Below are 23,187 nucleotides of genomic sequence, written 5' to 3'. Positions count from 1 at the left end.
GGCGCAACCCGCATCGCCGGCGATCCGGGCGGAGTGGCGCGGGGGCGTGATGCAGCCCGTGGGAGCCCGGCCGGCGGTGCGGGACCGCCGGCCGGCGCAGGCCCTCAGCTCAGGGCGGTGAGGTCCTGAAACCAGTGCTGGGCCTGGGTGTAGCCCTTCACCTTGGCCGAGAGGGCGTGCGGGTTGGTGTCGTGCACCACCCAGACCTGCACCGCGTCGTCCACCACGATCTCGTGAACGCGGGCGAGCAGGCGGTCCTGCTCGGCGGGGTCGAAGCTCGCCTGGATCTTGTCGCAGAGCGCATCCACCTCCGGGTTCCGGTAGTGGCTCCAGTTCACGCCGGTCGGGGCGATCTGCTTCGAACTGTAGAAGCGCAGGATCGCGTAGAGCGGGTCCGAGGTGACGTAGGCGATGTTGCTGCCCGTGACGCCCTTGAGCGACGGGTCGGCCGCGCCCTGGCGCCATGCTGTGTAGGCCACCTCCAGCTCCACCGGCTGGAACTCCACCGCGATGCCGACCTCGGCCCAACTCTGCTGCACGAACTCGTTGATCGGCAGCGACAGCATCTGGCCCGAGCCGCCGGTCGGGATGATGAACTTGGTGCGCACGGGATTCCGGGCCGAGTAGCCCGCCTCCTGCACCAGCTTGCGGGCCGCGTCGATGTCGGTGCCGATCTTGAAGCTCGGCTTGCCGAACCAGGGGCTCGACGGCTGCACCTGCCCCACCGCCGGGGTGGCGAGGCCGCCCATGAGCTCGACCACGCCGTCGCGGTCGATGGCGAGGTTCGCCGCCCTGCGCAGGCGCAGGTCCCGCCACGGGCTGCCCTCCAGCATCGACAGGTGATAATTCCAGACATGCGGCGTGTCGTTGCCGGTGACCCGCATGCCCGCCGCCTTGAGGCGCGGCACCGCGTCGGAGGCGGGCGTCTCGATGAGGTCGACCTCGCCGCTGAGCAGCGCGTTGGTGCGGGCGAGGCTGTCGGGGATGCAGGTGAGCGTCAGCTTGGCGAGCTTCGGCATCCGCTTCGGGTTCCAGTAGCCCGCGTTCGGCACCAGTTCGAGCCGCACCCGGGGCACGAGCTGGCCGATGCGGTAGGGGCCGGTGCCCGAGGGCTGGAAGGCGAACTTGGTCCAGTCGCGGCCCACCGCCTCGTACTGCGCGGGCGAGGAGATCAGGAACCACAGCATCTGGTAGGGGAAGAGCGCGTCGACCGCCTTGGTGGTGACCTGCACGGTCATGGCGTCGAGCTTCCTGTAGGACGCGACCGAGGGCAGGCGCGGGCGCACCTGCGAGGCCTGCCGCTGGTCGTAATGCGCGGCCTTGTCGTTCAGCACCTTGTCGAAGTTCCAGATCACCGCATCCGCGTCGAAGGCGGAGCCGTCGTGGAACCTCACGCCGTCGCGCAGCCGGAAGATCCAGTTCCTGCGGTCGGCGGGATCGCTCTCCCAGGCCGTGGCGAGGCCCGGGATCAGCTTGCCGGGCCGGTCGGCGACGTCGAGTTCCCAGGCGACCAGCGGGTCGTAGAGGGTGAGCCCGGTGAACTGGTAGCCGCCCGCGCCCCGGTCCGGCTGGCCGGTGGTGAGCGGCAGGTCGAACATCGAGATGCCGTAGGTCAGGCTGCCGGAGGGCGCGCCTGCCGCGCCCGGGCCCGCGGCGAGCACGGATCCGGTCGGTCCCATCGCGGCGAGCGCCGCGGCACCGGCCACGAACTGGCGGCGGGACAGGGAGAACTGACTCATCGAAGACCCCGAGTGACGCGGCCTTGACCGGCCGCCGTGATTGGCGTCCGGCCCTCTGCAAGTTGTATGCAACATGCCAAAGGGCGGCCTGCGGCGGGGCGACGCTGTCGTTCCCACGCCGATGCAGAGGGGGGGACGGCAGGATCAAGGTCCAGCCTGGATCGCCCGGCCCGATCGCATAAAGACATCTTTATATCTTTGATTGCCTGTCCCGCCGCCCCCTGCTATAGGCCCGCCCGAGCAGCCGCCAGGGAGCATCAGGATGCCGAGCACGCAGGACTACATCGTCAAGGACATCGGGCTGGCCGATTTCGGCCGCAAGGAAATCGCGATCGCCGAGACCGAGATGCCCGGCCTGATGGCCGTGCGCGAGGAATACGCCGCGCGCCAGCCCCTCAAGGGCGCCAAGATCGCCGGCTCGCTGCACATGACGATCCAGACCGCGGTGCTGATCGAGACGCTGAAGGCGCTCGGCGCCGACCTGCGCTGGGTGTCCTGCAACATCTACTCGACCCAGGACCACGCCGCCGCCGCCATCGCGGCCGCCGGCATCCCGGTCTTCGCCGTGAAGGGCGAGACCCTCACCGAGTACTGGGACTACACCGCCAAGCTGTTCGAGTGGCATGACGGCGGCATGCCGAACATGATCCTCGACGACGGCGGCGACGCGACGATGTTCGTGCATGCCGGCCTGCGCGCCGAGCGCGGCGACACCGCCTTCCTCGACGCGCCGGGCTCCGAGGAGGAGGAGATCTTCTTCGCGCTCGTCAAGCGCACGCTGAAGGAGAAGCCGAAGGGCTGGTTCGCCGGCCTCGCCGAGTCGATCAAGGGCGTCTCCGAGGAGACGACCACGGGCGTGCACCGCCTCTACATCCTCGCCAAGGAGGGCAAGCTGCTCTTCCCGGCGATCAACGTGAACGACTCGGTCACGAAGTCGAAGTTCGACAACCTCTACGGCTGCCGCGAATCCCTGGTCGACGGCATCCGCCGCGGCACCGACGTGATGATGGCCGGCAAGGTCGCCATGGTCGCGGGCTTCGGCGACGTCGGCAAGGGCTCGGCCGCGTCCCTGCGCAACGCGGGCTGCCGGGTGCTGGTTTCCGAGGTCGACCCGATCTGCGCGCTCCAGGCCGCCATGGAGGGCTACGAGGTCACCACCATGGAGGACGCGGCGCCGCGCGCCGACATCTTCGTGACCGCCACCGGCAACAAGGACGTCATCACCCTCGACCACATGCGGGCGATGAAGGACCGGGCCATCGTCTGCAACATCGGCCACTTCGACAACGAGATCCAGGTCGCGGGTCTCAAGAACCTGAAGTGGCAGAACATCAAGCCGCAGGTGGACGAGATCGAGTTCGCCGACGGCCACCGCATCATCCTCCTGTCGGAGGGCCGCCTCGTGAACCTCGGCAACGCGATGGGGCACCCCTCCTTCGTGATGTCGGCCTCCTTCACCAACCAGACGCTCGCCCAGATCGAGCTCTGGACCAACCAGGGCAAGTACGACCGGCAGGTCTACACCTTGCCCAAGGCCCTCGACGAGAAGGTCGCGGCCCTGCACCTGGAGAAGATCGGCGTGAAGCTCACCAAGCTGCGCCCCGACCAGGCCGCCTATATCGGCGTGAGCGAGCAGGGGCCGTTCAAGCCCGACCACTACCGCTACTGATCCCGCGCCGCCCGGCACGCGCCGGGCGGACCGGATTGCGGACGCGCCAGCAGCGAGCCCGGCCCCACGGCCGGGCTCGTCGCGTGTCCATGCCTTTGTTCCACCCCTGTTCCGCCGCAGGTGTGGCATTTCTGTGCCCGGTCGCGAGGGACGCGCCGGGCGGCCGGAATGCCCCCGCGATTTCGCTTCCGGCCGGATTCGGGACCGCGCTACAGTCGTGGTGATTCTGGTTGGGAGACCCCGCGGCGGGGTCGGGGACACGGGGCGCCGCGGCGCGGTGCATCCCCGCGGGAACGGGACGGATTATGGGGGTAGGACGGACGCTGCGCCGCCGGCCGTCGGCCGGCGCGGTCGCGGGCGCATGGGCGGTTTCGGCCGCGGTCTCGATGGTGCCGGGGGCGGCTTTCGCGGCGCAGGCCCTCGTGCCCGCCACGGGCGCGTTCGCGCACAACGCGATGGCGCTCGCGCTGCTGATCGGGTTGATCGTCTTCTCCACCATCCTGTCGCTGCTGCACATCCGTGAGCGCGGGCGCTGGGCGCGGCGCGAGCACGACCTCGTCACCGAACTCGCCGACCTGCGCGGGGCCCACGACCGGGCGGCCCTGCTGCTCGGCTCCGAGCGGCAGATCATCGTCACGTGGTGCGGGCGCGACGAGCCGCTGATCGAGGGGGATGCGAGCCTCGCCATGGACGGCACGCGCACCGCCTCGCCGCGGCGGGTGCTGGCCTTCGGCACCTGGCTCCCAGCCTCCGACGCCGCCGCCCTCGACGCGGCGGTGGACACCCTGCGCAGCCGCGGCGAGCGCTTCCGCCTCACCGTGCGGACGCTCGGCGGGCGCACCGTCGAGGCGCAGGGCCAGGCGGTGGGCGGCCGGGCGCTCCTGCGCCTGCGCGAGATCACCGGCGAGCGCCAGGAACTGCTGGAACTGCGCGCGACCCTGCTGGAGGCCCGCAGCAGCCTCTCGGTCCTCGCCACCCTCCTCGACGCGATCCCGCAGCCGATCTGGCGCCGGAGCCGGGACGGCCGGCTGCTCTGGGCCAACGCCGCCTACGTGGCGGCGGTCGAGGCGGGCGACCGCGAGCGGGCGCTGACCGAGGGAACGGAGCTGCTCGACCGCGCCGCCCGCGAGGAGGCGGAGCGGCGCCGCGCGAAGGGGCAGGGCGGGGCGCTCAGGGTCTCGGCCGTGATGGCGGGGTCCCGGCGCACCCTCGACGTGACCGAGGCGGCGGTGGAGAGCGGCAGCGTCGGCATCGCGGTCGACGTGTCGGAACTCGAGAGCGTGCGGGCCGATCTGCAACGGCAGATGGAGGCCAACGTCCGCACCCTCGACCAGCTGCCGACCGCGGTGGCGATCTTCGACGCGCGCCAGCGCCTGATCTTCCACAACGCCGCCTACCGCCAGCTCTGGGATCTCGACCCGGCCTTCCTCGACGGGAATCCCCTCGACGGCGAGGTGCTGGACGCCCTGCGCAACGCCCGCAAGCTGCCCGAGCAGGCGGATTTCCGCTCCTGGAAGACCGACGTGCTCTCGGCCTACCGGGCCGCCGAGGCCCAGGAGAACTGGTGGCACCTGCCCGACGGGCGCACGCTGCGCGTCGTCGCCGATCCCAACCCGCAGGGCGGCCTCACCTACCTGTTCGACGACGTCTCCGAGCGCGTGCACCTCGAATCCCGCTACAACGCCCTGATGCGGGTGCAGAGCGAGACCCTCGACACTCTCAAGGAGCCGGTGGCGGTGTTCGGCTCGGACGGGCGCCTGAAGCTCGCCAACCGGGCCTTCATGGCGATCTGGCGCATCGGGCCGGACCTCCTCGGCAGCCAGCCCCACATCGACGAGGTCATCACCCTCTGCCGGCCGCTCAGCCTCGCCGAGGAGCCCTGGACCGAGATCCGCGGCGCCGTGACCGGCCTGATGGACGTGCGCCACGCCCTCGCCTGCCGGCTCGAACTCAAGGACGGCACGGTGCTCGACTGCGCGGCCCAGCCGCTGCCGGACGGCGCGACGCTGCTCACCCACATCGACGTCACCGCGAGCGTGAACGTCGAGCGCGCCCTCACCGAGAAGAACGAGGCGCTGGAGCGCACCGCGCGCCTGCGCGACGAGTTCGTGCACCACGTCTCCTACGAGCTGCGCTCGCCGCTCACCAACATCATCGGCTTCACGGAACTCCTCGGCGACGAGACCGTGGGCGCGCTCAACACCCGCCAGCGCGAATACGCCGACCACATCATGCGCTCCTCGGCGGCGCTCCTCGTCATCATCAACGACATCCTCGACCTCGCCTCGATCGATGCCGGCTCGATGGAGCTGACGCGCGAGGTGGTGGACGTGCAGGTGACGATCGCCGCGGCGGTGCGGGGCGTCGAGGACCGCCTCGCCGAGGCCGCGATCACCCTCGACCGGGACGTGCCGGCCGACATCGGCGGCTTCGTCGCGGACGGCAAGCGCATCCGCCAGATCCTGTTCAACCTCCTGTCGAACGCCATCGGCTTCTCGGCCCCCGGCCAGACCGTGGTGGTCCAGGCCCGCAAGACCGACCGCGAGATCAGCTTCTCGGTCATCGACCAGGGCCGCGGCATGCCTCCCGAGGTGGTGGCCCGGGTCTTCGACCGCTTCGAGAGCCAAACGCTGGGCACCCGCCACCGGGGCGTGGGTCTCGGCCTGTCGATCGTGCGCTCCTTCGTGGAGCTGCATGGCGGGCGCATCGAGATCGCCTCGGCCCCGGGGCAGGGGACCAAGGTCACCTGCACCTTCCCGATCGGCGGCAGCGAGCCCAACCTCGCGGCGGCGGAGTAGGGGGCTCCCGATCCCGGGCCGGGCGGGATGACTCCCCCTTCCGAAGGCGTGGTTCGATTAAGGTTCCTCGTTTATGACGGTTCCCTGGGCCCGCGAGGGCGGGGGGATGCCGGAGTGGACCGGGAGGCGATGGACGCGCGCACACCCTGGGAGATCGTGCTGCCCGACGAGACCGCGACCGAGGATCTCGGGCGCTTCCTCGCCGAGCTGCTGCGGCCCGGCGACCTCGTGGCCCTCTCGGGCGGGCTCGGCGGCGGCAAGACCACGCTCGCCCGCGCCCTGATCCGCGAGATGACGGGCGATCCCGATCTCGACGTGCCGAGCCCGACCTTCACGCTGATCCAGCCCTACGAGGGGCGGGGCGGCGTGCCCCTGGTCCATGCCGACCTCTACCGCCTGCGCGGTCCCGACGAGTTGGTGGAACTCGGCTTCGACGAGCTGACCGAGCGGGCGATCGCGCTGGTGGAATGGCCCGACCGGCTGCCGCCGCGCAGCGGCCCGACGCTCGCCATCGACCTCGCGCTCAAGCCCGAATTCGGCGACACCGCCCGCCTCGCCCGGCTGATCGGCGGCGGCGGCCTGCACGAGCGGCTGCAGCGGGCCCGCGCGCTGCGCGCCCTCCTCGACCGCAGCGGCTGGGGCGAGGCGGAGCGCACGCCCATGCAGGGCGACGCGTCGAGCCGCGCCTACGAGCGCCTCACCCAGGCCGACGGCACGAAGGCCGTGCTGATGATCGCGCCGCCGCGGCCGGACGGGCCGCCGGTGCGCGACGGCAAGCCCTACAGCGCGATCGTGAAGCTCGCCGAGAGCGTGCATGCCTTCGTGGCCATGGACCGGGGCCTGCGGGCGCTCGGCCTGAGCGCGCCCAGGATCCTCGGCGAGGATCTGGATGCGGGCCTCCTGATCCTGGAGGATCTCGGCTCCGAGCCGGTGGTCGACGCGAACGGGCCGCGGCCGGAGCGCTACGCCGAGGCCGTCAAGGTCCTGGCCCGGCTGCACGGCACCACCCTGCCCGGCGTGCTGCCGGTGGCGGAGGGCCGCGACTACGAGCTGCCGCCCTACGACCGCGAGGCGCTGCTGTTCGAGACCGAACTCCTGGTGGACTGGTACGCCCCGCACATCGCCGGCACGCCGCTCTCGGAGGCGCAGCGCGGCGCCTTCGTGGCGGCCTGGAGCGAGGCCCTCGACGGCATCGCGCCGGAGCGGCCGACCTGGGTCCTGCGCGACTACCACTCGCCGAACCTGATCTGGCTGCCGGAGCGCGACGGGATTGAGCGGATCGGCCTCATCGACTTCCAGGACGCGGTGATGGGACACCCCGCCTACGACGTCGCCTCGCTCCTCCAGGATGCCCGGGTCGACGCCTCGGCGGAGTTCGAGTTGCGGCTCCTCGGCCTCTACGCCCGCGAGCGCAAGCTGCGCGAGCCGGATTTCGACATGCAGGGCTTCGCCCGGGCCTATGCGGTGCTGGCGGCCCAGCGGGCCACCAAGATCCTCGGCATCTTCGCCCGCCTCGACCGCCGCGACGGCAAGCCCGGCTACCTCGCCCACCTGCCGCGGATCGAGGGCTACCTCCACCGCAACCTCGCCCACCCGGCGCTCGCGGGCGTCCGGGCCTGGTACGAGACCTGCCTGCCGCGCCTCGTTCCCGCCGTCTGACCCTGCGCCCGCTGCCCGAACCCTGCCGATGAGCCACACCTCTCCGAGCTCCGCCATCACCCGCGCCTTCGTGCTGGCCGCAGGGCTCGGCAAGCGCATGCGCCCGATCACCGCCACGATGCCCAAGCCCCTGGTGGAGGTCGGGGGGCGCGCCCTCGTGGACCACGCCCTCGACCGGCTGGCCGAGGCCGGCATCGCCGAGGTGGTGGTCAACGTCCACTACCTCGCCGACCTGATGGAGGCGCATCTGGAGCGCCGCAAGGGACCGCCGCGGATCGTCATCTCGGACGAGCGCGACCGCCTGCTGGAGACCGGCGGCGGCGCCCGGAAGGCCCTGCCGCTCCTCGGCGGGGCGCCGTTCCTGATCCTCAACTCGGATTCCTTCTGGCTGGAGGGGCCGCGCCCCAATCTCGGGCGGCTCGTCGCGGCCTGGGACCCGGCCGCGATGGACATGCTGCTCCTCGTCGCCTCGACGGCGACGAGCCTCGGCTATGACGGGCTCGGCGACTTCCACATGGACAAGGACGGCCGCCTCGTGCGCCGGGCCGAGCGGGAGGTCTCGCCCTTCGTCTATGCCGGGGTGGCGGTCGTCCAGCCGAGCTTCTTCGCCGACACGCCGGACGGCTCCTTCTCCCTGAACCTGCTGTTCGACCGCGCCGCCGCCCAGGGCCGGCTGCACGGGCTGCGCCTCGACGGGCAGTGGCTGCATGTCGGCACGCCCGAGGCGCTCCAGGCCGCCGAGGAGCGCGTGCGCACCAGCGCCACGCAGCCGTGACCGCGCGCGGCGTCCGATGAGCGGCGTCTTCACCATCCCGCCCGGCGTGCCCTTCCTGGCGACGCTCGCCGACGCGCTCCTCGACGGCACCCTCGTCGGCCCGGTCGGGCAGGACCCGCTCGGGCTCTCGACCGTCACGCTCTACCTGCCGACCCGCCGGGCCACCCGGGCGCTCGCGGCGCTCCTGGCCGAACGCTGCGGCCCGGCCGCCCTGCTGCCGCGCATGGTCCCCCTCGGCGAGGCCGACGAGGCGGAACTCGACCTCGCCGCCGCGCCCTTCGGGGAGCGCCAGGAGGCGGTGCTGCATCCGCCGATCCCGGCGCTCGAACGGCGGCTGATCCTCGCCCGCCTCGTCCAGGCCTGGGCCGCCGGCATCGACCGGCAGCTCCTGCCGATGGAGGCGGAGGTGCCCTTCCGGGTGCCCTCCTCGCCGGCCGACGCGGTCGGGCTCGCGGCCGATCTCGAAGGGCTGATGGACGCCCTCACGGTCGAGGGCCTGCCCTGGGAGCAGATCGCGCAGGCGGTCGAGGCCGAGTATTCGCGCTACTTCTCCCTCACCCTCGACTTCGTGCGGATCGCCGCCGAGCACTGGCCGGTGATCCTGGCCGAGCGGGGGGTGAGCGACCCGGTGGCGCGGGGCCGCGCCCTGGTGCTGGCCGAGGCCGCCCGCCTGCGCCGCGATCCGCCGGCAGATCCCGTCATCGTAGCGGGCTCGACGGGCTCGATCCCCGCCACCGCGACCCTGATCGCCGCCATCGCCGGCCTGCCGCGCGGGGCCGTGGTGCTGCCGGGCCTCGACCTCGCCCTCGACGCGGGCGGCTGGGAGGCCATCGAGAGCGGCGACACGGTGGCCCACGGCCATCCGCAGGCGGTGATGCACCGGCTCCTCGGCCCCGGCGCGCTCGCCTGCGAGCGGGCCGCGGTGCGGCCCCTCGGCGCGCCCTCCGCCGCGGCCGAGGCGCGGGCGCTCCTGCTCTCGCACGCCCTGCGGCCGGCCGAGACCACGGATGCCTGGGCGGATCTCGACCCCGCCCTGCGCGAGGCCCTCGCCCGGGCGGGCGGGGCGGGCCTGAGCCTCGTCGAGGCGGCGGACGAGCGCGAGGAGGCGCTCGCGGTGGCGGCCGCCCTGCGCGAGACCTTGGAGCAGCCGGGCCGCACGGCCGCGCTGATCACCCCGGACCGGACGCTCGCCCGCCGCGTCGCGGCGGAACTCAAGCGCTGGGACATCGTGGCGGACGACACCGCCGGGCAGCCGCTGGCGCTGGCCCCCGCCGGCCGGCTCGCCCGGCTCGCCGCCGACGTGGCTCATCTCGACGCCAAGCCCGAGCGGGTGCTGGCGCTCCTCGCCCATCCGCTGGTGCGCCTCGGCCTGAGCCGGGCCGAGGTGGTGCGGGCCGCCGCCGCCCTGGAGATCGGCGTCCTGCGCGGCCCCGCCCCCGCCAAGGGTTTCGCGGGGATCGCCGAGGCCCTGCGCGTCGCCCGGAGCCAGGAGCGCCGCCACGATCCGCGCCCGCGCCGCCGGCTGACCGGGGCGGATTGGGACGCCGCCGCCGACCTCGTGGAGCGGCTCGCGGTGACGTTCCGCGACTTCTTCATCGACGAGGACGACGCCGTGCGCGACCTCGTCGCGCTGGCGCAGGACCACCGCGCCGCCTGCGACCTCCTGCTCGCCGGGCCCGATGCCGACGAGGAGGACGCCTCGGTGGCGGTGCTCGACGGCCTGTTCGACGATCTCGCGCTGGCCGAGACCGGCCTGCTGGCGGGGCGCTTCTCGGATTACCCGGCCTTCTTCACGGCCCTCGCCCGCGAGCGCGTGGTGGCGGAACGGCGGGAGAGCCCGCATCCGCGCCTGCGCATCCTCGGCCTCCTCGAAGCGCGCCTGCTCTCGGTGGACCGGGTGGTGCTCGCCGGGCTCGACGAGGGCGTCTGGCCGCCCAAGGCCGAGACCGACGCCTTCCTCAACCGGCCGATGCGGGGGGCGGTGGGCCTCTCGCCCCCCGAGCGCCGGCTCGGCCAGACCGCCCACGACTTCGTGCAGGCCCTCGGCTGCCCGGACGCGGTGATCACCCGCGCCCACAAGCGCGAGGGCTCGCCGATGGTGCCCTCGCGTTTCCTGCAGCGCCTGCGCGCCTTCATGGGCGAGGCGGCCTTCGCCGAGCGCGTGAAGGCCGGCGAGCGCCTCCGCGTCCTGGCGGCCCTTCTCGACCGCGGCACCGAGCCGGTGCCGCCGCGCCTCGCCCGCCCGGCGCCGAAGCCTGATCCCGCCCTGTTCCCGCGCACGCTCAGCGTCACCGAGGTCGAGACCCTGGTGCGCGATCCCTACGCGGTCTTCGCCCGCCACGTGCTCGGCCTCGATCCGCTGGAGCCGGTGGCGTTGCAGCCGAGCGCCAGCGACCGCGGCACCATCGTGCACGACGTGCTCGGCGGCTTCGCGCAGCGTTTCCCCGAGGCGCTGCCGGCCGAGCCGCTGGCGCCGCTCATGGACCTCGCGGTCAACGCCTTCGCGCGGATCAGCGACGCCTATCCGGAACTCTACGCCGAGTGGTGGCCGCGCTTCGAGCGGATGGCGGGCGCCTTCCTCGCCTGGGAGGCCGAGCGCCGCCCCGGCCTCCGGCGGGTCCATGCCGAGACCTTCGGGCGCTGGTCGATTCCGATCGGCCCGGCCGAGGATTTCGTGCTGCGCGCCCGCGCCGACCGGATCGAGGTGCGGCGCGGCGGCGGCCCCGTCATCATCGACTTCAAGACCGGCCAGCCGCCGAGCGCCCGGGAGGTCTTCGCCGGCTTCGCCCCGCAGCTCACCCTGGAGGCCGCCATGCTGCGGGCCGGCGGCTTCCGGGACATCGCCGCGGGCGCGGAGATGCCGGACCTCCTCTACGTGCGGGCGGGCGGCGGCAAGGTGCCCCTCGACCCCGTGCCCCTCAAGCCGCCGCGGGGCGAGGCGCGCTCGGTGGCCGACCTCGTCGACGAGCATGCCCGCCGCTTCCAGGCCCTGATCGCCCGCTTCCTCCAGGGCGAGGCCGCCTTCCTGTCGCGGCCCTATCCGAAATACGCCAAGGCCTACTCGGCCTACGATCATCTGGCGCGGGTGAAGGAATGGTCGCTGGTGGAGGGGGAGGGGGTGTAGGGCGCGCTCCGCTGCCCGTCGCGCGCCGCGCGATGAGTGAGCTTGTCGGCCTCCCGGGCCGCGGTAGGATCCGTCCGGCGGCAACGGGTGCGAGGCGTCGGATGGCCTTCAGGGACACGGTGGAACGGCTGCGGAGGGAGCGAACCGAGCCGATGCGATCTGCGGATCTCGTCTCCGCGTGGCGGGCCGAGGTGTCTCGCCTCTACGACGACATCGCCGAATGGCTTCTGCCCTATACGGACGACGGCGGCATCCAGCTGGAGCGCCATGCGAAGGCCGCCAGCGAGGAGAGCCTGGGCTCCTACGAGATCGATCAGCTCGATATCGTTGTCGGTCGCGAGATCGTGCGACTGGACCCGCAAGGCACGATGGTCATCGGCGCGCGCGGCCGGATCGACATGTCGCATCTCGGGAGCGGCGACCCCCGCGTGCTGGTCCTGACGGGCGATGAGGCGGCTCCCGCGTGGCACCTCGTGGATCGCACCTCCCGGACGCGGCTCACGCCCCTCACGAAGGAGAGCCTCGAGGCCGCGCTCGAAGGATTGCTGGAGGAATATGGCCTGCGAGCGGGAAGCGCGATGTGAGCACACGCCGGCTCGACGATTCCTACGGTGCCTTTCGGGTCCAGATCGGGGCTCACGGCTATGCGAAGCAGGCCGCGCTCCGGAAGACGGTATCGGTCGAACTCCTCACCCAGCTCGGTTTGGGCGAGATCATCGGAACGATGTCGGCTGACCGCCGGAAGACGCTTCTCGAACATTTCGAGCGCGTAGGGCGACAGATTCGCCGTCAAGGCTTCGTCGATCTCGTCTCCTCCTTCGAAGCCGACCTCTTCCGCTCGCTCCGCATGGCGACCAGTCAAGCTCGTCACATCCTCAATGAGCATTATGGCACAGGATATCCCTTTGCCGCGCATCGACAGGATCTGACGAGAACGACCGACGACTTCTCGAACCTCGGCGGATACAGGCGCCTGCTCGCCGCATCATCAGCGAGCGCAATCGATCCGAGGAGGGACGTATGGGACGTCGTCTCCTACAGGGACTTCCTGGCGCATGGCGAGCGCTGGTCTGCGCCGGCCGCTCCCCCGACCGTCGAGGCGGCCTATCGTATCCTGTCAGCGGAACTCGATCGGATCGAGGCGGTGCGAACTTGAGGCGGTTGCGCCCGGGCTGTGTTGCGGTTCGGGCGATCCCTCACGACGCCCGCCACATCCGCCGCAGCACGCCGTCCCGGCGCACGGAATGGTGGAAGAGCCCCGCTGCCGCGTGCAGCCCCGCCACGGCGATCACGGCGTTGGCCGCCAGCTCGTGCCAGTGGTTGATCGGTCCGCGCAGCGCCCGGTCGCCGAGCTGCGGCAGGGGCACCACGCCGAACAGCACGAAGCCGCGCACCAGCGCGTCGGCGAGCCCGAGCCCCACCACCAGGAGCAGCAGCAGATAGAGGCCCGTATGAGTGGCACGGGCCACCAGCCGCAGCACCCCGTCATGGACGGAGGGCAGGGCCCGGCCAGGGCCGATGCGCCAGATCACCCGGGTCGCCAGCGTCACCGCGAGGGCGAAGCCGAGAAGCACGTGGAGCGACCAGAGATTGCTCCGCAGCGGGCCGCGCGGCCACCAGTCGCTGGTCTGGCCGAGGATCCAGAGCGCGGCCACCAGGACCGCGGTCAGCCAGTGCAGCGCGATCGTGGTCGCGTCGTAGCGGACCAGAGCGTCTTCGGGGCCCGAGGCCGCGGGGCTCGCCATGAATGCCTCCTGTGATCGGGGGATCTACATAGAATGATTCTAAACTGAGCGCCAGCCCGAACGCGCCGCGGCCCGGCCGGAGCGCCGCTGACGCGTTGCCCCGGCGCCACTTTCCCTGTGAATAAGCCGCGCCCCGCGCCGCCGGCCTTGATCCGGCGCAAGCTTCCGGCAGGCACAATGCCCCATCGTCGCCGCCTCGCGCCGGGCGGACGAGGGGAGCGGGGCCGGATGGGGATCGAGGGGTTCGTGGTCGATGCGATCACGCAGAGCGCGCAGCGCCGCGCCGCGGATCCGCGCGCCTCGGCCTGGGTGTCCGCCAATGCCGGCGCGGGCAAGACCAAGGTCCTCACCGACCGGGTCGTGCGGCTGCTGCTGCACGGGGCGGCGCCCGCGAAGATCCTCTGCCTCACCTTCACCAAGGCCGCCGCCGCCAACATGGCGATCCGGGTCTTCGAGCGGCTCGGGCGCTGGGTGACCCTGCCGGAGGACGAGCTGCGCGCCGAGCTGACCCTGCTCGAAGGCGAGCGGCCGGATGCCGCCACCCTGCGCCGGGCGCGTCGCCTCTTCGCCCGCGCGGTCGAGACGCCGGGCGGGCTCAAGATCGAGACCCTGCACGCCCTCTGCGAGCGGCTGCTCCACCTCGTGCCCTTCGAGGCGAACGTGCCGGCCCGCTTCGTCGTGCTCGACGAGGCGCAGAGCCGCGAGGCGGTGGACGCCACCATCGACAACGTGCTGGCGGCCGCGGTCGATGGCGGCCATCCGCATCTCGCCGAGGCGCTCGCCCTCGTCGCCCCCGAGGCCGCGGGCGAGGCCCTGCGCCGGGCGATCGGCGAGGCGGTGCGCGCGCGCGCGCTCATCGGCCATCCGGACGGGCCGCTCGCGCGGCTGGAACGCCTGCGCGAGGCCCTCGGCCTCGCGCCCGGCGAGACCGTCCCCGGCATCGAGGCGCGGATGCTGGCGGAGGGGCCGGCGGATTGGGCCGGTCTCGCCGCGTCCCTGCGCACCGGCAAGGCCACCGACGAGAAGCGCGCCGACGCCCTCGCGCTCGCCGCCGCGGCGGAGATGCCCCAGCGCCTGCCGCTCTATCTCGGGGTGTTCTTCAAGGACGAGGGGGAGGGGGATCCGTATGCCGCCGCGACGCTCGGCACCAAATCCGTGCCGGAGGCGGCCAAGCGGGCGCTCCTCGACGAGCAGGCGCGGCTCCTCGGGCTCCGCGAGCGGCTGAAGGCCGCCCGCGCCTATGCCCGCACCTGCGCCCTGTTCACCCTGGGGGCCGAGATCCACCGGCGGGTCGAGCTGCAGAAGGCCCGCCTCGGCGCCCTCGACTTCGACGACCTGATCCACAAGACCCTCGACCTGCTCACCCGGGTCGATTCGGCCTGGGTGCTCTACAAGCTCGACCGCGGCGTCGACCACGTCCTGATCGACGAGGCGCAGGACACCAATCCCGAGCAGTGGGAGATCCTGCGCCGGATCACCGAGGATTTCTGCGCCGGCGAGGGCGCGCGGATCGGGGACCTGCCCCGCACCCGCTTCGCGGTCGGTGATCCCAAACAGTCGATCTACAGCTTCCAGGGCGCGGCGCCCGAGCAGTTCGAGACCACCCGGCAGGCGTGGCGCAGGGCGGCGCTCGGGGCCGGGCTCGCCTTCGAGGATGTCGGGCTCACCCTGTCGTTCCGCTCCGCCAAGGGCGTGCTGCGGGGGGTCGACGCCACCTTCGCGCTGGCGGAGCATTTTCGCGGATTGTCCTTCGGGGACGAGGCGGTCGGCACCGTGCACGAGACGGTGCGCCTCGGCGCGCCCGGGCAGGTGGAGCTGTGGCCGGCCGAGACGCCCTCGCCGGAGCCGGAGCCCGACGCCTGGGTGCAGCCGGTGGACGCCGTCGAGGCCGGGGCGCCGGCCCTGGTGGTGGCCCGCCGGGTCGCCCGGGCGGTGCGGTGCTGGACCACGCGGGGCGACGAATCAGGCAGGGTCTGGCGGCCGGGCGAGATCCTGATCCTGGTGCGCAAGCGCTCGGCGGCCTTCGAGGGGGTGATCCGCGCCCTCAAGGCCGAGGGCGTGCCGGTGGCCGGCCAGGACCGGCTCGACATCGCCGCCCACATCGCGGTGATGGACCTCGTGGCGGCGGGGCGCGCGGCGCTGCTGCCCGAGGACGACCTCACCCTCGCCACCGCCCTCAAGACGCCCCTGATCGGCCTGTCGGACGAGGATCTGGTGCGCCTCGCCGCCCGGCGCGAGGAGGGCGAATCCCTCGCCGCGGCCCTCGCCCGCCATGCCGAGGCCGGCGATCCGGCGGCGCGGCGGGGGGCCGCGGCCCTGGCGGAATGGCGGGCCCTCGCGCGGGCCACCGGCCCGTTCGGCTTCTACGCGGACCTGCTCGGGCCGCGGGGCGGACGCACGCGGCTGGTGGCGCGCCTCGGCGGCGAGGCGGGGGACGCCATCGACGTCTTCCTCACCGCCGCCGCCCAGGCCGAGCAGGGCCCGGACGCGCCCTCGCTCACCGGCTTCCTGTCCCGCTATGCGCCGAGCGGCGGGCGGGATGCGGGCGGCCACACGGTGAAGCGCGACCTCGAATCGGTCCGCGACGAGGTGCGGGTGATGACCGTGCACGGGGCCAAGGGCCTGGAGGCCGGCCTCGTCGTGCTGATCGACGGCTGCGAGCCCCTCGGCCGCAACGACCCGCCGCTGCTGCCCGTGCCGGTCGAGGACGGCGTGATCCCGGTCTGGTCCCCATCGAAGGGGCACGATTGCCCGACCCTCGCGGCGGCCCGCGACGCCCTGCACGAGCGCGCCCGCCAGGAGCACAACCGCCTGCTCTACGTCGCCATGACGCGGGCCAAGGACCGCCTCGTCATCGCCCCCTACCGGGGCAGCGAGAAAGAGACCCCGGAGGCGTGGTGCGAGATGGTGCGCCGCGGCCTCGTCGCGGCCTTCGGCGGCGTCGAGCTGGCCGAGATGCCCTACGGCCCGGCCGAGACCTGGCGCGAGGGCGCGGCCTTGCCCGCCGCCCCGGCCGCTCCCGTCCCGACGCCGGAGGCCGCGGAGGCGCCGGGCTGGCTGTTCCGGCCGGTGGCGCCCGAGGCCGAGCCGCTGCCGCCCCTGCGCCCCTCGGGCCTCGGCGCCGCCGACGAGCCGCGGCGCTCGGACGCGCGCTCCAGCGATCCGGCGGCCCGCCGCCGCGGCGTGCTGATCCACGCCCTGCTGGAACACCTGCCGGCGGTGGCGCCGGAGCGGCGCGAGGCGGCGGCGACGGCCTTCGTGGCGGCCCGCGCCCCGGGCCTGCCCGCGCCCGATCGGGCCGCCATCGTGGCCGCGGTGATGCGCCTCCTCGCCGATCCGGATCTCGCGGTTTTGTTCGGGGCGCAGGCGCGGGCCGAGGTGACCATCGCCGGGCGGATCGCGCTGCGCGGCGGCGAATGGCCGGTGCACGGCCGGATCGACCGGCTCGCGGTGACGGACGACACGGTCTGGCTCTGCGACTTCAAGACCGGGCGTCCGCCCGGGGCCGACGCGCCGGTCCCCGCGGGCATGGCCGCGCAGGTCGCGCTCTATGCCGCCCTCCTCGCGCGCATCCATCCGGAGCGCCGGGTGGTGCCGCTCCTCGTCTGGACCACCGGGCCGGTGATCCGGCGCCTGAGCGAGGCCGACTGCGCCGCGGCTTTGGCGACGATCCCGACGCGCTGACGCCGCCTGCCGGATCAGGCCGAGAGCAGGGAGGCGAGGCTCTCGCCCGAGCCGGCATTGGCGATCGGGAGGCTCTGCTCGGCGAGTTGCAGCTTGACCTCGTGGGCCTTCCGGTTCGCCGACCCGGCGTCGAGGATCTCCGCCGCCGCTCCGGCCGCATCCGCGTCGGCCATCGCCGGGACGGCGCTCTCGGCGGTGCCCGTGCGGGCCACGACGGTCCTGCCGCCGACAACGCGCGTCCGGGTCTTGTCCGTGTCCCGGGTGCCGGATCGCAAGGTCTGGAGCGTGGCAATCGCCGCGCCGTTCGTGATCAGGCTGGTCATCGTCCGATGCTCCGTCGAGGGAAGGTGGCGCGGGATTCGGGAACGGGCAAGGCGGGCAAGTCCGCGATAGGTGGCAGCGTGCCGGAGATCCGTCCAGAGGACAATTCCTCTGCGGCAACGTTGATAAGGCTCCGCCGCCTAAGGCCGCTTTCCGGAAATCCGCGCAATTGTCGCGATCGGGCCGGCGTGGGCGGGGCCGCGCCCGGTCCCGCGGAAGCGGATCCCGGTTCGGCAAGGACGCGCGTTCACTCCGAGATCTCGAGCTGCGGCCGATTGCAACGCGATCGGGCGCTGCTCTAGGGAGGGGCGACGACCTCACCGAGGATCACCCCATGGCCGACACGCCCTCCGTCGAACCGACCCGCATCGACCCCAAGCTCCTCGAACTCTTGGTCTGCCCGCTCACCAAGGGCCGGCTCGAATACGATTCCGCCCGCCAGGAGCTGATCAGCCGCTCGGCCAAGCTCGCCTACCCGATCCGCGACGGCATCCCGATCATGCTGCCGGAGGAGGCGCGCCCGCTCGCGGAGTGATTCGCTTTCCGAACGACGGGTCCCGGAAGCCGGATTGCCAGCCGGCGCAGAGCTTTGGTCTGCGCCGGCTGGCCGCGCCGGTTGGCGATTCGATGTCCGAACGGATCGTCCGGACACCGGATCACCCGCCCCAGTTCCGGTACTGGCCGGGCGGATACCCCATTCGGCGCCGGAAGCGGGTGCCGAACGCGGCTTCCGACCCGTAGCCGACCGCCTCCGCGACGGCGGCGATCGGCGGCGATCGCCATGCGCCAAGCGCCGAGGTAATCCAGCGGCGACCGGCCCACGACCGCGCGGAAGCGCTCCGCGAAGCTCGACCGTGACAGGCCGGCGATGTCGGCGAGACCTGCGACCGTCCACCGGGTCCTACAGGAAGCTCTGCGGGTCGACGTCGATGCCGACGCGCACGCTGCCGCGGGGCTTCGGCCCCCGGGCGAGCCAGTCGCGCAGGTAGCTCTGGATGTCGATCTCGCGCTCGGTCTTGACGAGCAGCCGGAAGCGGTGGCGGCCGCGCACCAGGGCGAGGGGCGCCTCGGCCGGGCCGAGCACCATCACGCCCGGCGGCGGATCGGCCACCTGCGCCAGCGCCCGTCCGTGCGCCTCCGCCGCCTCCCGCTCGGCGGCCGAGACGATGAGGGCGGCCAAGCGCCCGAAGGGCGGCAGCCCCGCCACCTCGCGGGCCGCCGTCTCCTCCTCGTAGAAGCGCTCCGCATCCCCCGAGATCAGGGCCGCGATCACCGGGTGCTCCGGCTGGTAGGTCTGCACGAGGGCGCGGCCCGGCTTCTCGCCGCGGCCGGCCCGGCCGGTCACCTGCTGCAGGAGCTGGAAGGTGCGCTCCGCCGCCCGCGGATCGCCCGAGGCGAGCCCGATATCGGCGTCGAGCACGCCCACCAGCGTCAGGTGCGGAAAGTTGTGGCCCTTGGCCACGAGCTGCGTGCCCACGACGATGTCGCAGCCGCCCTCCGCCACGGTCTGGAGTTCGGCCCGCAGGCGCTCGGCGCCGCCGGGGAAGTCGCTGGACAGCACGATCACCCGCCGGTCGGGGAAGGTCGCCGCCACCTCCTCCGCGATGCGCTCGACCCCCGGACCGCAGGCCGTGAGGTTGTCGAAGGTGCCGCAGGCCACGCAGGCCTCCGGCCGCCGCTCCGCATGCCCGCAATGATGGCAGACCAGGGCCCGGCGGAAGCGGTGCTCCACGAGCCAGGTCGAGCAGTTCGGGCATTGGTAGCGGTGGCCGCAGGCCCGGCAGAGGGTGAGGGGCGCGTAGCCCCGGCGGTTGAGGAACAGGAGCGCCTGCTCGCCGCGCCCGTTGGTCTCCGCGACCGCGGCGGTGAGGCTCGGCGAGAGGTAGCGCCCGCGCGGGATCGTCTCCCGGCGCATGTCGATGGCCTGGATCTCCGGCAGGCGCCGGCCGCCGAAGCGCTCGGGCATCACCACCCGCCGGTAGCGGCCCCGCGCGGCGTTGACCCGCGTCTCGATCGACGGGGTGGCCGAGGCCAGCACGACGGCGGCGTTCTCCAGCTTGGCGCGCACCACCGCCATGTCGCGGGCGTGGTAGCAGACGCCGTCCTCCTGCTTGTAGGCGGCCTCGTGCTCCTCATCGACCACGATGAGGCCGAGCGTCCCGAAGGGCAGGAACAGGGCCGAGCGCGCACCGACCACCACGGGGATCTCGCCCGCCGCGACGCCCGCGCGGATGCGCTCGCGCCGCCGTCCGCCGACCCCGGAATGCCAAGCGGCGGGCCGCACGCCGAAGCGCGCCGCGAAGCGGTCGAGGAACTGCGCGGTGAGCGCGATCTCGGGCATCAGCACCAGGGACTGGACGCCCCGGCGCATCGCCTCCGCCACCGCCTCGAAATAGACCTCGGTCTTGCCCGAGCCGGTGACGCCTTCGAGAAGCGTCACGCCGCCCTCGCCGGCGGGCCCGCCGTCGCGGGGCGGCACGGTCAGGGTGGCGATGAGCGCCCGGGCCGCCTCGGCCTGCGGGCCGGAGAGCACCGCGTGCGGATGGTCGGGATCGGGCCTCTCGGCGACGGGCTCGGGGGCCAGCGCCACCGTCTCCAGCACGCCGTCGTCGATGAGCCCGTCGACCACGCTCGCGCTCACTCCCGCCTCCAGGCTGAGCGCCCGCTTGCCGCGCACCGCCCCGTCGGCGGCCACCGCCAGCACCTTGGCGCGGGCCGGCGTCGCCCGGCTCGGCGGCATCCCGGTGGCGCGCACGCCGATGCGCGCCACCTCCGTGCGCGGGCCCTCGTCGGGCAGGCGCAGCGCCATGGCGAGGGCGAGGCCCTTCGGCGCCAGCGTGTAGCGGGCGATCCAGTCCACCAGCCGGCGCAGCGGCGGCTTCATGCCGGCATCCGCGATCTTGGCGCTGACCCGCTTGAGGTTGCCCCCCGAGGCGCCCTCGCGCAGGGACCAGACCACGCCGACCGTCTCGCGCGGCCCGAGCGGGATCTGCACCACGTCGCCCTCGGCGAGGTCGAGCCCGGCCGGCACGGCGTAGCTGTAGGCCGTGTCGAGGGCGAGCGGGATCAGGACGTCGGCGGTCGCGGCACTCATCGCGCTGGGCTGGGCTCCGGGGAACGAAACCGGAATATAGGGGCGGCCGAGCCGGTTTGCCCGGCCCTCACGCTTCGTCCGGCTCCTCGCTGATCCGGCGCTTCACGCCCCATTCCCCCAGCACGGCATTGAGATCGTCGAGGATGAAGTGGCGGGCGCTGTCCTGGTCGTAGCCGTCCTCCAGGAGGGCGTCGTATTCGGTGAAGACGTGGCGCGCATAGGCCACCATGGCGAGCCACGCCGCCGTCTCGGGCGCCGCCCCCCGCAGGCCGGAACTCGCGAGGGCCCGGTCGACGATCGCCTCGGATTCGAAATCCGGCACGCGCGGCGCGAGCCGCGCGAGGGCATCCGCCACCATCGCGCGGCGGTCGAGCCCGTGGCGAGGCGCGGGGCCTGGCTGTCTGCGTGCGCTCATGCGGGGTCTCCTGCGCGTCGCCCTCTCCTATCATACGGCTTCCGCTTGAGGGGGCCGGTGCGGCCGTCCGCGGCGACCGCGCAGGAGCGGCTCCGCTCAGGCCCCCCCGTCCCGCAGGATGACGGCGGTGGACGCGACGGTCGCCGTGCGGTCCGCCAGCGCCGCCAGGGCGGCGCGCTGGATGCTCGCCGCATCGAGCGCCGCGCCGCCGAGGGGATCGGGCAGGGCACGCGTCGCCGTGGCATCCCCCGCGACCGTGACGCGGTATCCGAGATCGAGCCCCGCCCGAGCCGTCGCGCTGACGCAGTTATGGGTCATGAAGCCGGCCACCAGCAGGTCCCGGCCTCCGAGTCCGGCGAGGCGCGCGGCGAGATCGGTCCGCGTGAAGGCGTTCGGGAGGGTCTTCTCGACCACCGGCTCGCCCGGGGCGGGCGCGGCCGCGGGCAGGATGGCGCCGCCGGCCTCCGGGTCGAACAGGCGGCCGGGCTGCCCGCGATGCGCGACGTGGATCACCGGCGCGCCCGCCGCCCGCGCCGCCGCGAGGAGGGCGCCGAGCCGGGCCAGCGCCGCGTCGAGCCCGTCGAGCGGCAGGCCGCCGCCCGCCGCGTATTCGGCCTGCGCATCGATGATCAGGAGGACCGCCTCCTCGATCCGGGCGGGAACCGGCGCGAGGCCCGCCATCTGCATCAGGGTTCTGGGTGCGCTCATCGTGTCCATCCTCCGGGCGGGCGCCGCCCTCCGCGACATCCCTGGCGTCGCACGTGCATCGCCGCCAGACCAGCGGCAAAAGACCGTCCGAAAGCTGCGTCCATGCAGCATGAGGGCGAAGCGGATGGAGAGCGGGCGCATGGAGGGCGGGCGGATGGAGAGCTGGGACGCGTGGCAGACCCTGCTCGCGGTGGTGCGGACCGGACGCCTCGCGGCGGCGGCCGAGCGGCTCGGCATCGATCCGACCACCGCCGGACGGCGCGTGCGGCGGCTGGAGGCGGAGAGCGGCCGGGCGCTGCTCATGCGCCGGGACGGGTATCTCGTCCCGACCCGGGCCTGCCTCGACCTGATGCCGCAGCTCGAAGCGGCCGAGCGGGCGCTGCGCGGCGTCGGAGCCGGCCTCGCCGGCCCGGAAGGCGGACGGCCCGCATGGCGGACGGTCCGGGTCACGGCGGTCGCGGCCCTGTGCGACCATCTCCTCGCCCCGGCCGTCCCGGCGCTCCTCGCCGGGCGGCCCGCGCTCGGCCTCGATCTGATCGCCGACGACCGCAATCTCAGCCTGACCCGGCGCGAGGCGGATCTCGCCCTCAGGCTCGGGCCGCCGGCGGGCCGGGGCGCCCCGGCCCGCGAGATCGGGCGGCTCGCCTACGGCATCTACGCGGCGGCCGGGACGGCGGCGGAGGAACTGCCCTGGGGCGCCCTCGACGGGGCGATGGCCCACCTGCCCGAGGTGCGCGCCGCCGAGCGGGCGGCAGGGCGCGCCGGGCCGCGCCTGCGGGCCGCGCGGCTGGAGACGCTGCTGCGGCTCGCACGGGCCGGTGCCGTGCGAACGGTGCTGCCGGACATCATGGCGGCGGGGGACCCGACGCTCGTGCGCCTCGGCGACACCCCGGTCTGCACCCGCCCCGTATTCCTGCTCGGGCATCCGGAGGACGAGGCCGCGCCGCCGGTGCGGGCGGTGGCGGCCTGGATCGAGGGCCTGGTCGCCGCGACCGGGGCGGACGGCTGAGCAAGGCGCCGATCCCGCGGCGCGCGCGAGCGGATGTCGCCGGACCGGCTGGCCCCGGGCCGGTTCGCCCGTTAGGATCAAGAGCCTGTACGGCCCCGCGGATTCTCCAGCGTCGAAGACATCGCATGCGCATCCTCATCGGCAAGGCACTTCGTGCCACGGCAGCTCTGGGCCTCGCGGTCCTGCCGGACCTCGCCCTCGCCCAGCAGCCGACGCCGGCGAGCCCGGCCGGCCTCGCCCAGCCCGCTCCCGGGGTGCCGGGGCACCGCCAGCCCCGGCCCGATGCGCTGGCCAAGCCTGATGCCAAGCCCGAGGCCAAGTCCGAGGCCGGGAAGCTGCCGAGCCCCGACGAGGCCACCCGGAAGGCGGCGGCCCGCGACAAGGCCTGGGATTCCCGGATGAAGCGCACCCTCGGCTCGATCTGCAAAGGCTGCTGACCGTCGGCGG

The 23,187-nt window shown here is 73.5% G+C and carries 17 protein-coding genes and 1 pseudogene; 11 read left to right on the top strand and 7 right to left on the bottom strand.

The window, feature by feature from the left end; genetic code table 11:
• Positions 1–104: 104 nt before the first annotated feature.
• Positions 105–1,739 carry an ABC transporter substrate-binding protein gene (locus ACE101_RS10945; protein ID WP_379129077.1) on the bottom strand — a complete coding sequence of 545 codons (1,635 nt, stop codon included), beginning with the start codon at positions 1,737–1,739 and terminating at the stop codon, positions 105–107.
• A gap of 262 nt (positions 1,740–2,001) precedes the next feature.
• On the opposite strand from ACE101_RS10945, the gene ahcY reads away from it, so the two are divergent.
• The 7 genes from ahcY (at position 2,002) to ACE101_RS10910 (ending at position 12,920) form a co-directional block, all read left to right on the top strand.
• A complete protein-coding gene (gene ahcY / locus ACE101_RS10940) occupies positions 2,002–3,408 on the top strand; it encodes an adenosylhomocysteinase (protein WP_379129074.1) in 1,407 nt (468 codons plus the stop codon).
• 305 nt (positions 3,409–3,713) lie between these two features.
• Positions 3,714–6,206 carry an ATP-binding protein gene (locus tag ACE101_RS10935; protein WP_379129071.1) on the top strand — a complete coding sequence of 831 codons (2,493 nt, stop codon included), beginning with the start codon at positions 3,714–3,716 and terminating at the stop codon, positions 6,204–6,206.
• Positions 6,207–6,335: 129 nt separating this feature from the next.
• Positions 6,336–7,865 carry a tRNA (adenosine(37)-N6)-threonylcarbamoyltransferase complex ATPase subunit type 1 TsaE gene (gene tsaE / locus ACE101_RS10930; RefSeq protein WP_379129069.1) on the top strand — a complete coding sequence of 510 codons (1,530 nt, stop codon included), beginning with the start codon at positions 6,336–6,338 and terminating at the stop codon, positions 7,863–7,865.
• A 28-nt stretch (positions 7,866–7,893) separates the two neighbouring features.
• Positions 7,894–8,640 carry a nucleotidyltransferase family protein gene (locus tag ACE101_RS10925; protein WP_379129068.1) on the top strand — a complete coding sequence of 249 codons (747 nt, stop codon included), beginning with the start codon at positions 7,894–7,896 and terminating at the stop codon, positions 8,638–8,640.
• 16 nt (positions 8,641–8,656) lie between these two features.
• Entirely contained in the window at positions 8,657–11,764 is a 3,108-nt protein-coding gene (gene addB, locus ACE101_RS10920) for a double-strand break repair protein AddB (protein WP_379129066.1), read from the top strand.
• Positions 11,765–11,865: 101 nt separating this feature from the next.
• Positions 11,866–12,348 carry a hypothetical protein gene (locus ACE101_RS10915; RefSeq protein WP_379129065.1) on the top strand — a complete coding sequence of 161 codons (483 nt, stop codon included), beginning with the start codon at positions 11,866–11,868 and terminating at the stop codon, positions 12,346–12,348.
• On the top strand, positions 12,345–12,920 hold the full coding sequence (locus ACE101_RS10910) for a hypothetical protein (protein ID WP_379129063.1): 576 nt from the start codon (positions 12,345–12,347) through the stop codon (positions 12,918–12,920). Before ACE101_RS10915 ends, ACE101_RS10910 begins: the two co-directional genes overlap by 4 nt.
• Positions 12,921–12,960: 40 nt before the next feature.
• On the opposite strand, the gene ACE101_RS10905 is transcribed toward ACE101_RS10910, so the two are convergent.
• Positions 12,961–13,509, bottom strand: coding sequence for a cytochrome b (locus ACE101_RS10905; protein ID WP_379129060.1), 549 nt, complete (start codon positions 13,507–13,509; stop codon positions 12,961–12,963).
• Positions 13,510–13,737: 228 nt separating this feature from the next.
• Here ACE101_RS10905 and addA point away from each other — a divergent pair, with 228 nt between their 5' ends.
• A complete protein-coding gene (addA, locus tag ACE101_RS10900) occupies positions 13,738–17,193 on the top strand; it encodes a double-strand break repair helicase AddA (protein ID WP_379129057.1) in 3,456 nt (1,151 codons plus the stop codon).
• Positions 17,194–17,207: 14 nt separating this feature from the next.
• On the opposite strand, the gene ACE101_RS10895 is transcribed toward addA, so the two are convergent.
• Complete coding sequence (locus tag ACE101_RS10895; RefSeq protein WP_379129054.1) at positions 17,208–17,516, bottom strand: hypothetical protein; 309 nt, start codon at positions 17,514–17,516, stop codon at positions 17,208–17,210.
• Positions 17,517–17,848: 332 nt separating this feature from the next.
• Between ACE101_RS10895 and ACE101_RS10890 the strand changes: the two genes are divergently transcribed.
• Positions 17,849–18,049: a Trm112 family protein gene (locus ACE101_RS10890; RefSeq protein WP_012330467.1), complete on the top strand. Its 201-nt coding sequence runs from the start codon at positions 17,849–17,851 to the stop codon at positions 18,047–18,049.
• Here the strand turns inward: ACE101_RS10890 and ACE101_RS10885 are convergent.
• The 4 genes and pseudogenes from ACE101_RS10885 to ACE101_RS10870 form a co-directional block, all read right to left on the bottom strand.
• Positions 17,986–18,402 (bottom strand): annotated as a pseudogene (locus ACE101_RS10885) (helix-turn-helix transcriptional regulator); the annotation flags it as partial. The gene ACE101_RS10890 and the pseudogene ACE101_RS10885 overlap by 64 nt on opposite strands.
• A gap of 13 nt (positions 18,403–18,415) precedes the next feature.
• Positions 18,416–20,608 (bottom strand): primosomal protein N', encoded by a 2,193-nt coding sequence (locus ACE101_RS10880; RefSeq protein ID WP_379129050.1) that lies wholly within the window; start codon positions 20,606–20,608, stop codon positions 18,416–18,418.
• Between the two features lie 67 nt (positions 20,609–20,675).
• Positions 20,676–21,023 (bottom strand): DUF2293 domain-containing protein, encoded by a 348-nt coding sequence (locus ACE101_RS10875; protein WP_379129048.1) that lies wholly within the window; start codon positions 21,021–21,023, stop codon positions 20,676–20,678.
• Positions 21,024–21,119: 96 nt separating this feature from the next.
• Positions 21,120–21,731 (bottom strand): isochorismatase family protein, encoded by a 612-nt coding sequence (locus ACE101_RS10870; protein WP_379129046.1) that lies wholly within the window; start codon positions 21,729–21,731, stop codon positions 21,120–21,122.
• Between the two features lie 124 nt (positions 21,732–21,855).
• Here ACE101_RS10870 and ACE101_RS10865 point away from each other — a divergent pair, with 124 nt between their 5' ends.
• Together ACE101_RS10865 and ACE101_RS10860 are read left to right on the top strand one after the other, a co-directional pair.
• The gene (locus ACE101_RS10865) at positions 21,856–22,740 is read left to right on the top strand and encodes a LysR family transcriptional regulator (protein WP_379129043.1); all 885 of its coding nucleotides are present in this window, start codon (positions 21,856–21,858) and stop codon (positions 22,738–22,740) included.
• 125 nt (positions 22,741–22,865) lie between these two features.
• Positions 22,866–23,177 (top strand): hypothetical protein, encoded by a 312-nt coding sequence (locus ACE101_RS10860; protein WP_379129041.1) that lies wholly within the window; start codon positions 22,866–22,868, stop codon positions 23,175–23,177.
• The last annotated feature ends 10 nt before the right edge of the window (positions 23,178–23,187 follow it).

The sequence above is a fragment of the Methylobacterium carpenticola genome (assembly GCF_042748905.1).
In the GTDB taxonomy this organism is placed as follows: Bacteria; Pseudomonadota; Alphaproteobacteria; order Rhizobiales; family Beijerinckiaceae; genus Methylobacterium; species Methylobacterium carpenticola.
Note: the sequence above shows the minus strand (reverse complement) of the source record. Positions and strands in the feature narration are given on the sequence as shown.

What these genes read in the sequence shown, in the direction of transcription:
- tsaE (WP_379129069.1), top strand. Translation starts at nt 6,336, where the DNA reads ATGGACGCGCGCACACCCTGGGAGATCGTGCTGCCCGACGAGACCGCG.
- ACE101_RS10895 (WP_379129054.1), bottom strand. Translation starts at nt 17,516, where the DNA reads ATGACCAGCCTGATCACGAACGGCGCGGCGATTGCCACGCTCCAGACC.
- ACE101_RS10905 (WP_379129060.1), bottom strand. Translation starts at nt 13,509, where the DNA reads ATGGCGAGCCCCGCGGCCTCGGGCCCCGAAGACGCTCTGGTCCGCTAC.
- ACE101_RS10870 (WP_379129046.1), bottom strand. Translation starts at nt 21,731, where the DNA reads ATGAGCGCACCCAGAACCCTGATGCAGATGGCGGGCCTCGCGCCGGTT.
- ACE101_RS10945 (WP_379129077.1), bottom strand. Translation starts at nt 1,739, where the DNA reads ATGAGTCAGTTCTCCCTGTCCCGCCGCCAGTTCGTGGCCGGTGCCGCG.
- ACE101_RS10875 (WP_379129048.1), bottom strand. Translation starts at nt 21,023, where the DNA reads ATGAGCGCACGCAGACAGCCAGGCCCCGCGCCTCGCCACGGGCTCGAC.
- ACE101_RS10865 (WP_379129043.1), top strand. Translation starts at nt 21,856, where the DNA reads ATGGAGAGCGGGCGCATGGAGGGCGGGCGGATGGAGAGCTGGGACGCG.
- ACE101_RS10925 (WP_379129068.1), top strand. Translation starts at nt 7,894, where the DNA reads ATGAGCCACACCTCTCCGAGCTCCGCCATCACCCGCGCCTTCGTGCTG.
- ACE101_RS10935 (WP_379129071.1), top strand. Translation starts at nt 3,714, where the DNA reads ATGGGGGTAGGACGGACGCTGCGCCGCCGGCCGTCGGCCGGCGCGGTC.
- ACE101_RS10915 (WP_379129065.1), top strand. Translation starts at nt 11,866, where the DNA reads ATGGCCTTCAGGGACACGGTGGAACGGCTGCGGAGGGAGCGAACCGAG.
- ACE101_RS10890 (WP_012330467.1), top strand. Translation starts at nt 17,849, where the DNA reads ATGGCCGACACGCCCTCCGTCGAACCGACCCGCATCGACCCCAAGCTC.
- ACE101_RS10860 (WP_379129041.1), top strand. Translation starts at nt 22,866, where the DNA reads ATGCGCATCCTCATCGGCAAGGCACTTCGTGCCACGGCAGCTCTGGGC.
- addA (WP_379129057.1), top strand. Translation starts at nt 13,738, where the DNA reads ATGGGGATCGAGGGGTTCGTGGTCGATGCGATCACGCAGAGCGCGCAG.
- addB (WP_379129066.1), top strand. Translation starts at nt 8,657, where the DNA reads ATGAGCGGCGTCTTCACCATCCCGCCCGGCGTGCCCTTCCTGGCGACG.
- ahcY (WP_379129074.1), top strand. Translation starts at nt 2,002, where the DNA reads ATGCCGAGCACGCAGGACTACATCGTCAAGGACATCGGGCTGGCCGAT.
- ACE101_RS10880 (WP_379129050.1), bottom strand. Translation starts at nt 20,608, where the DNA reads ATGAGTGCCGCGACCGCCGACGTCCTGATCCCGCTCGCCCTCGACACG.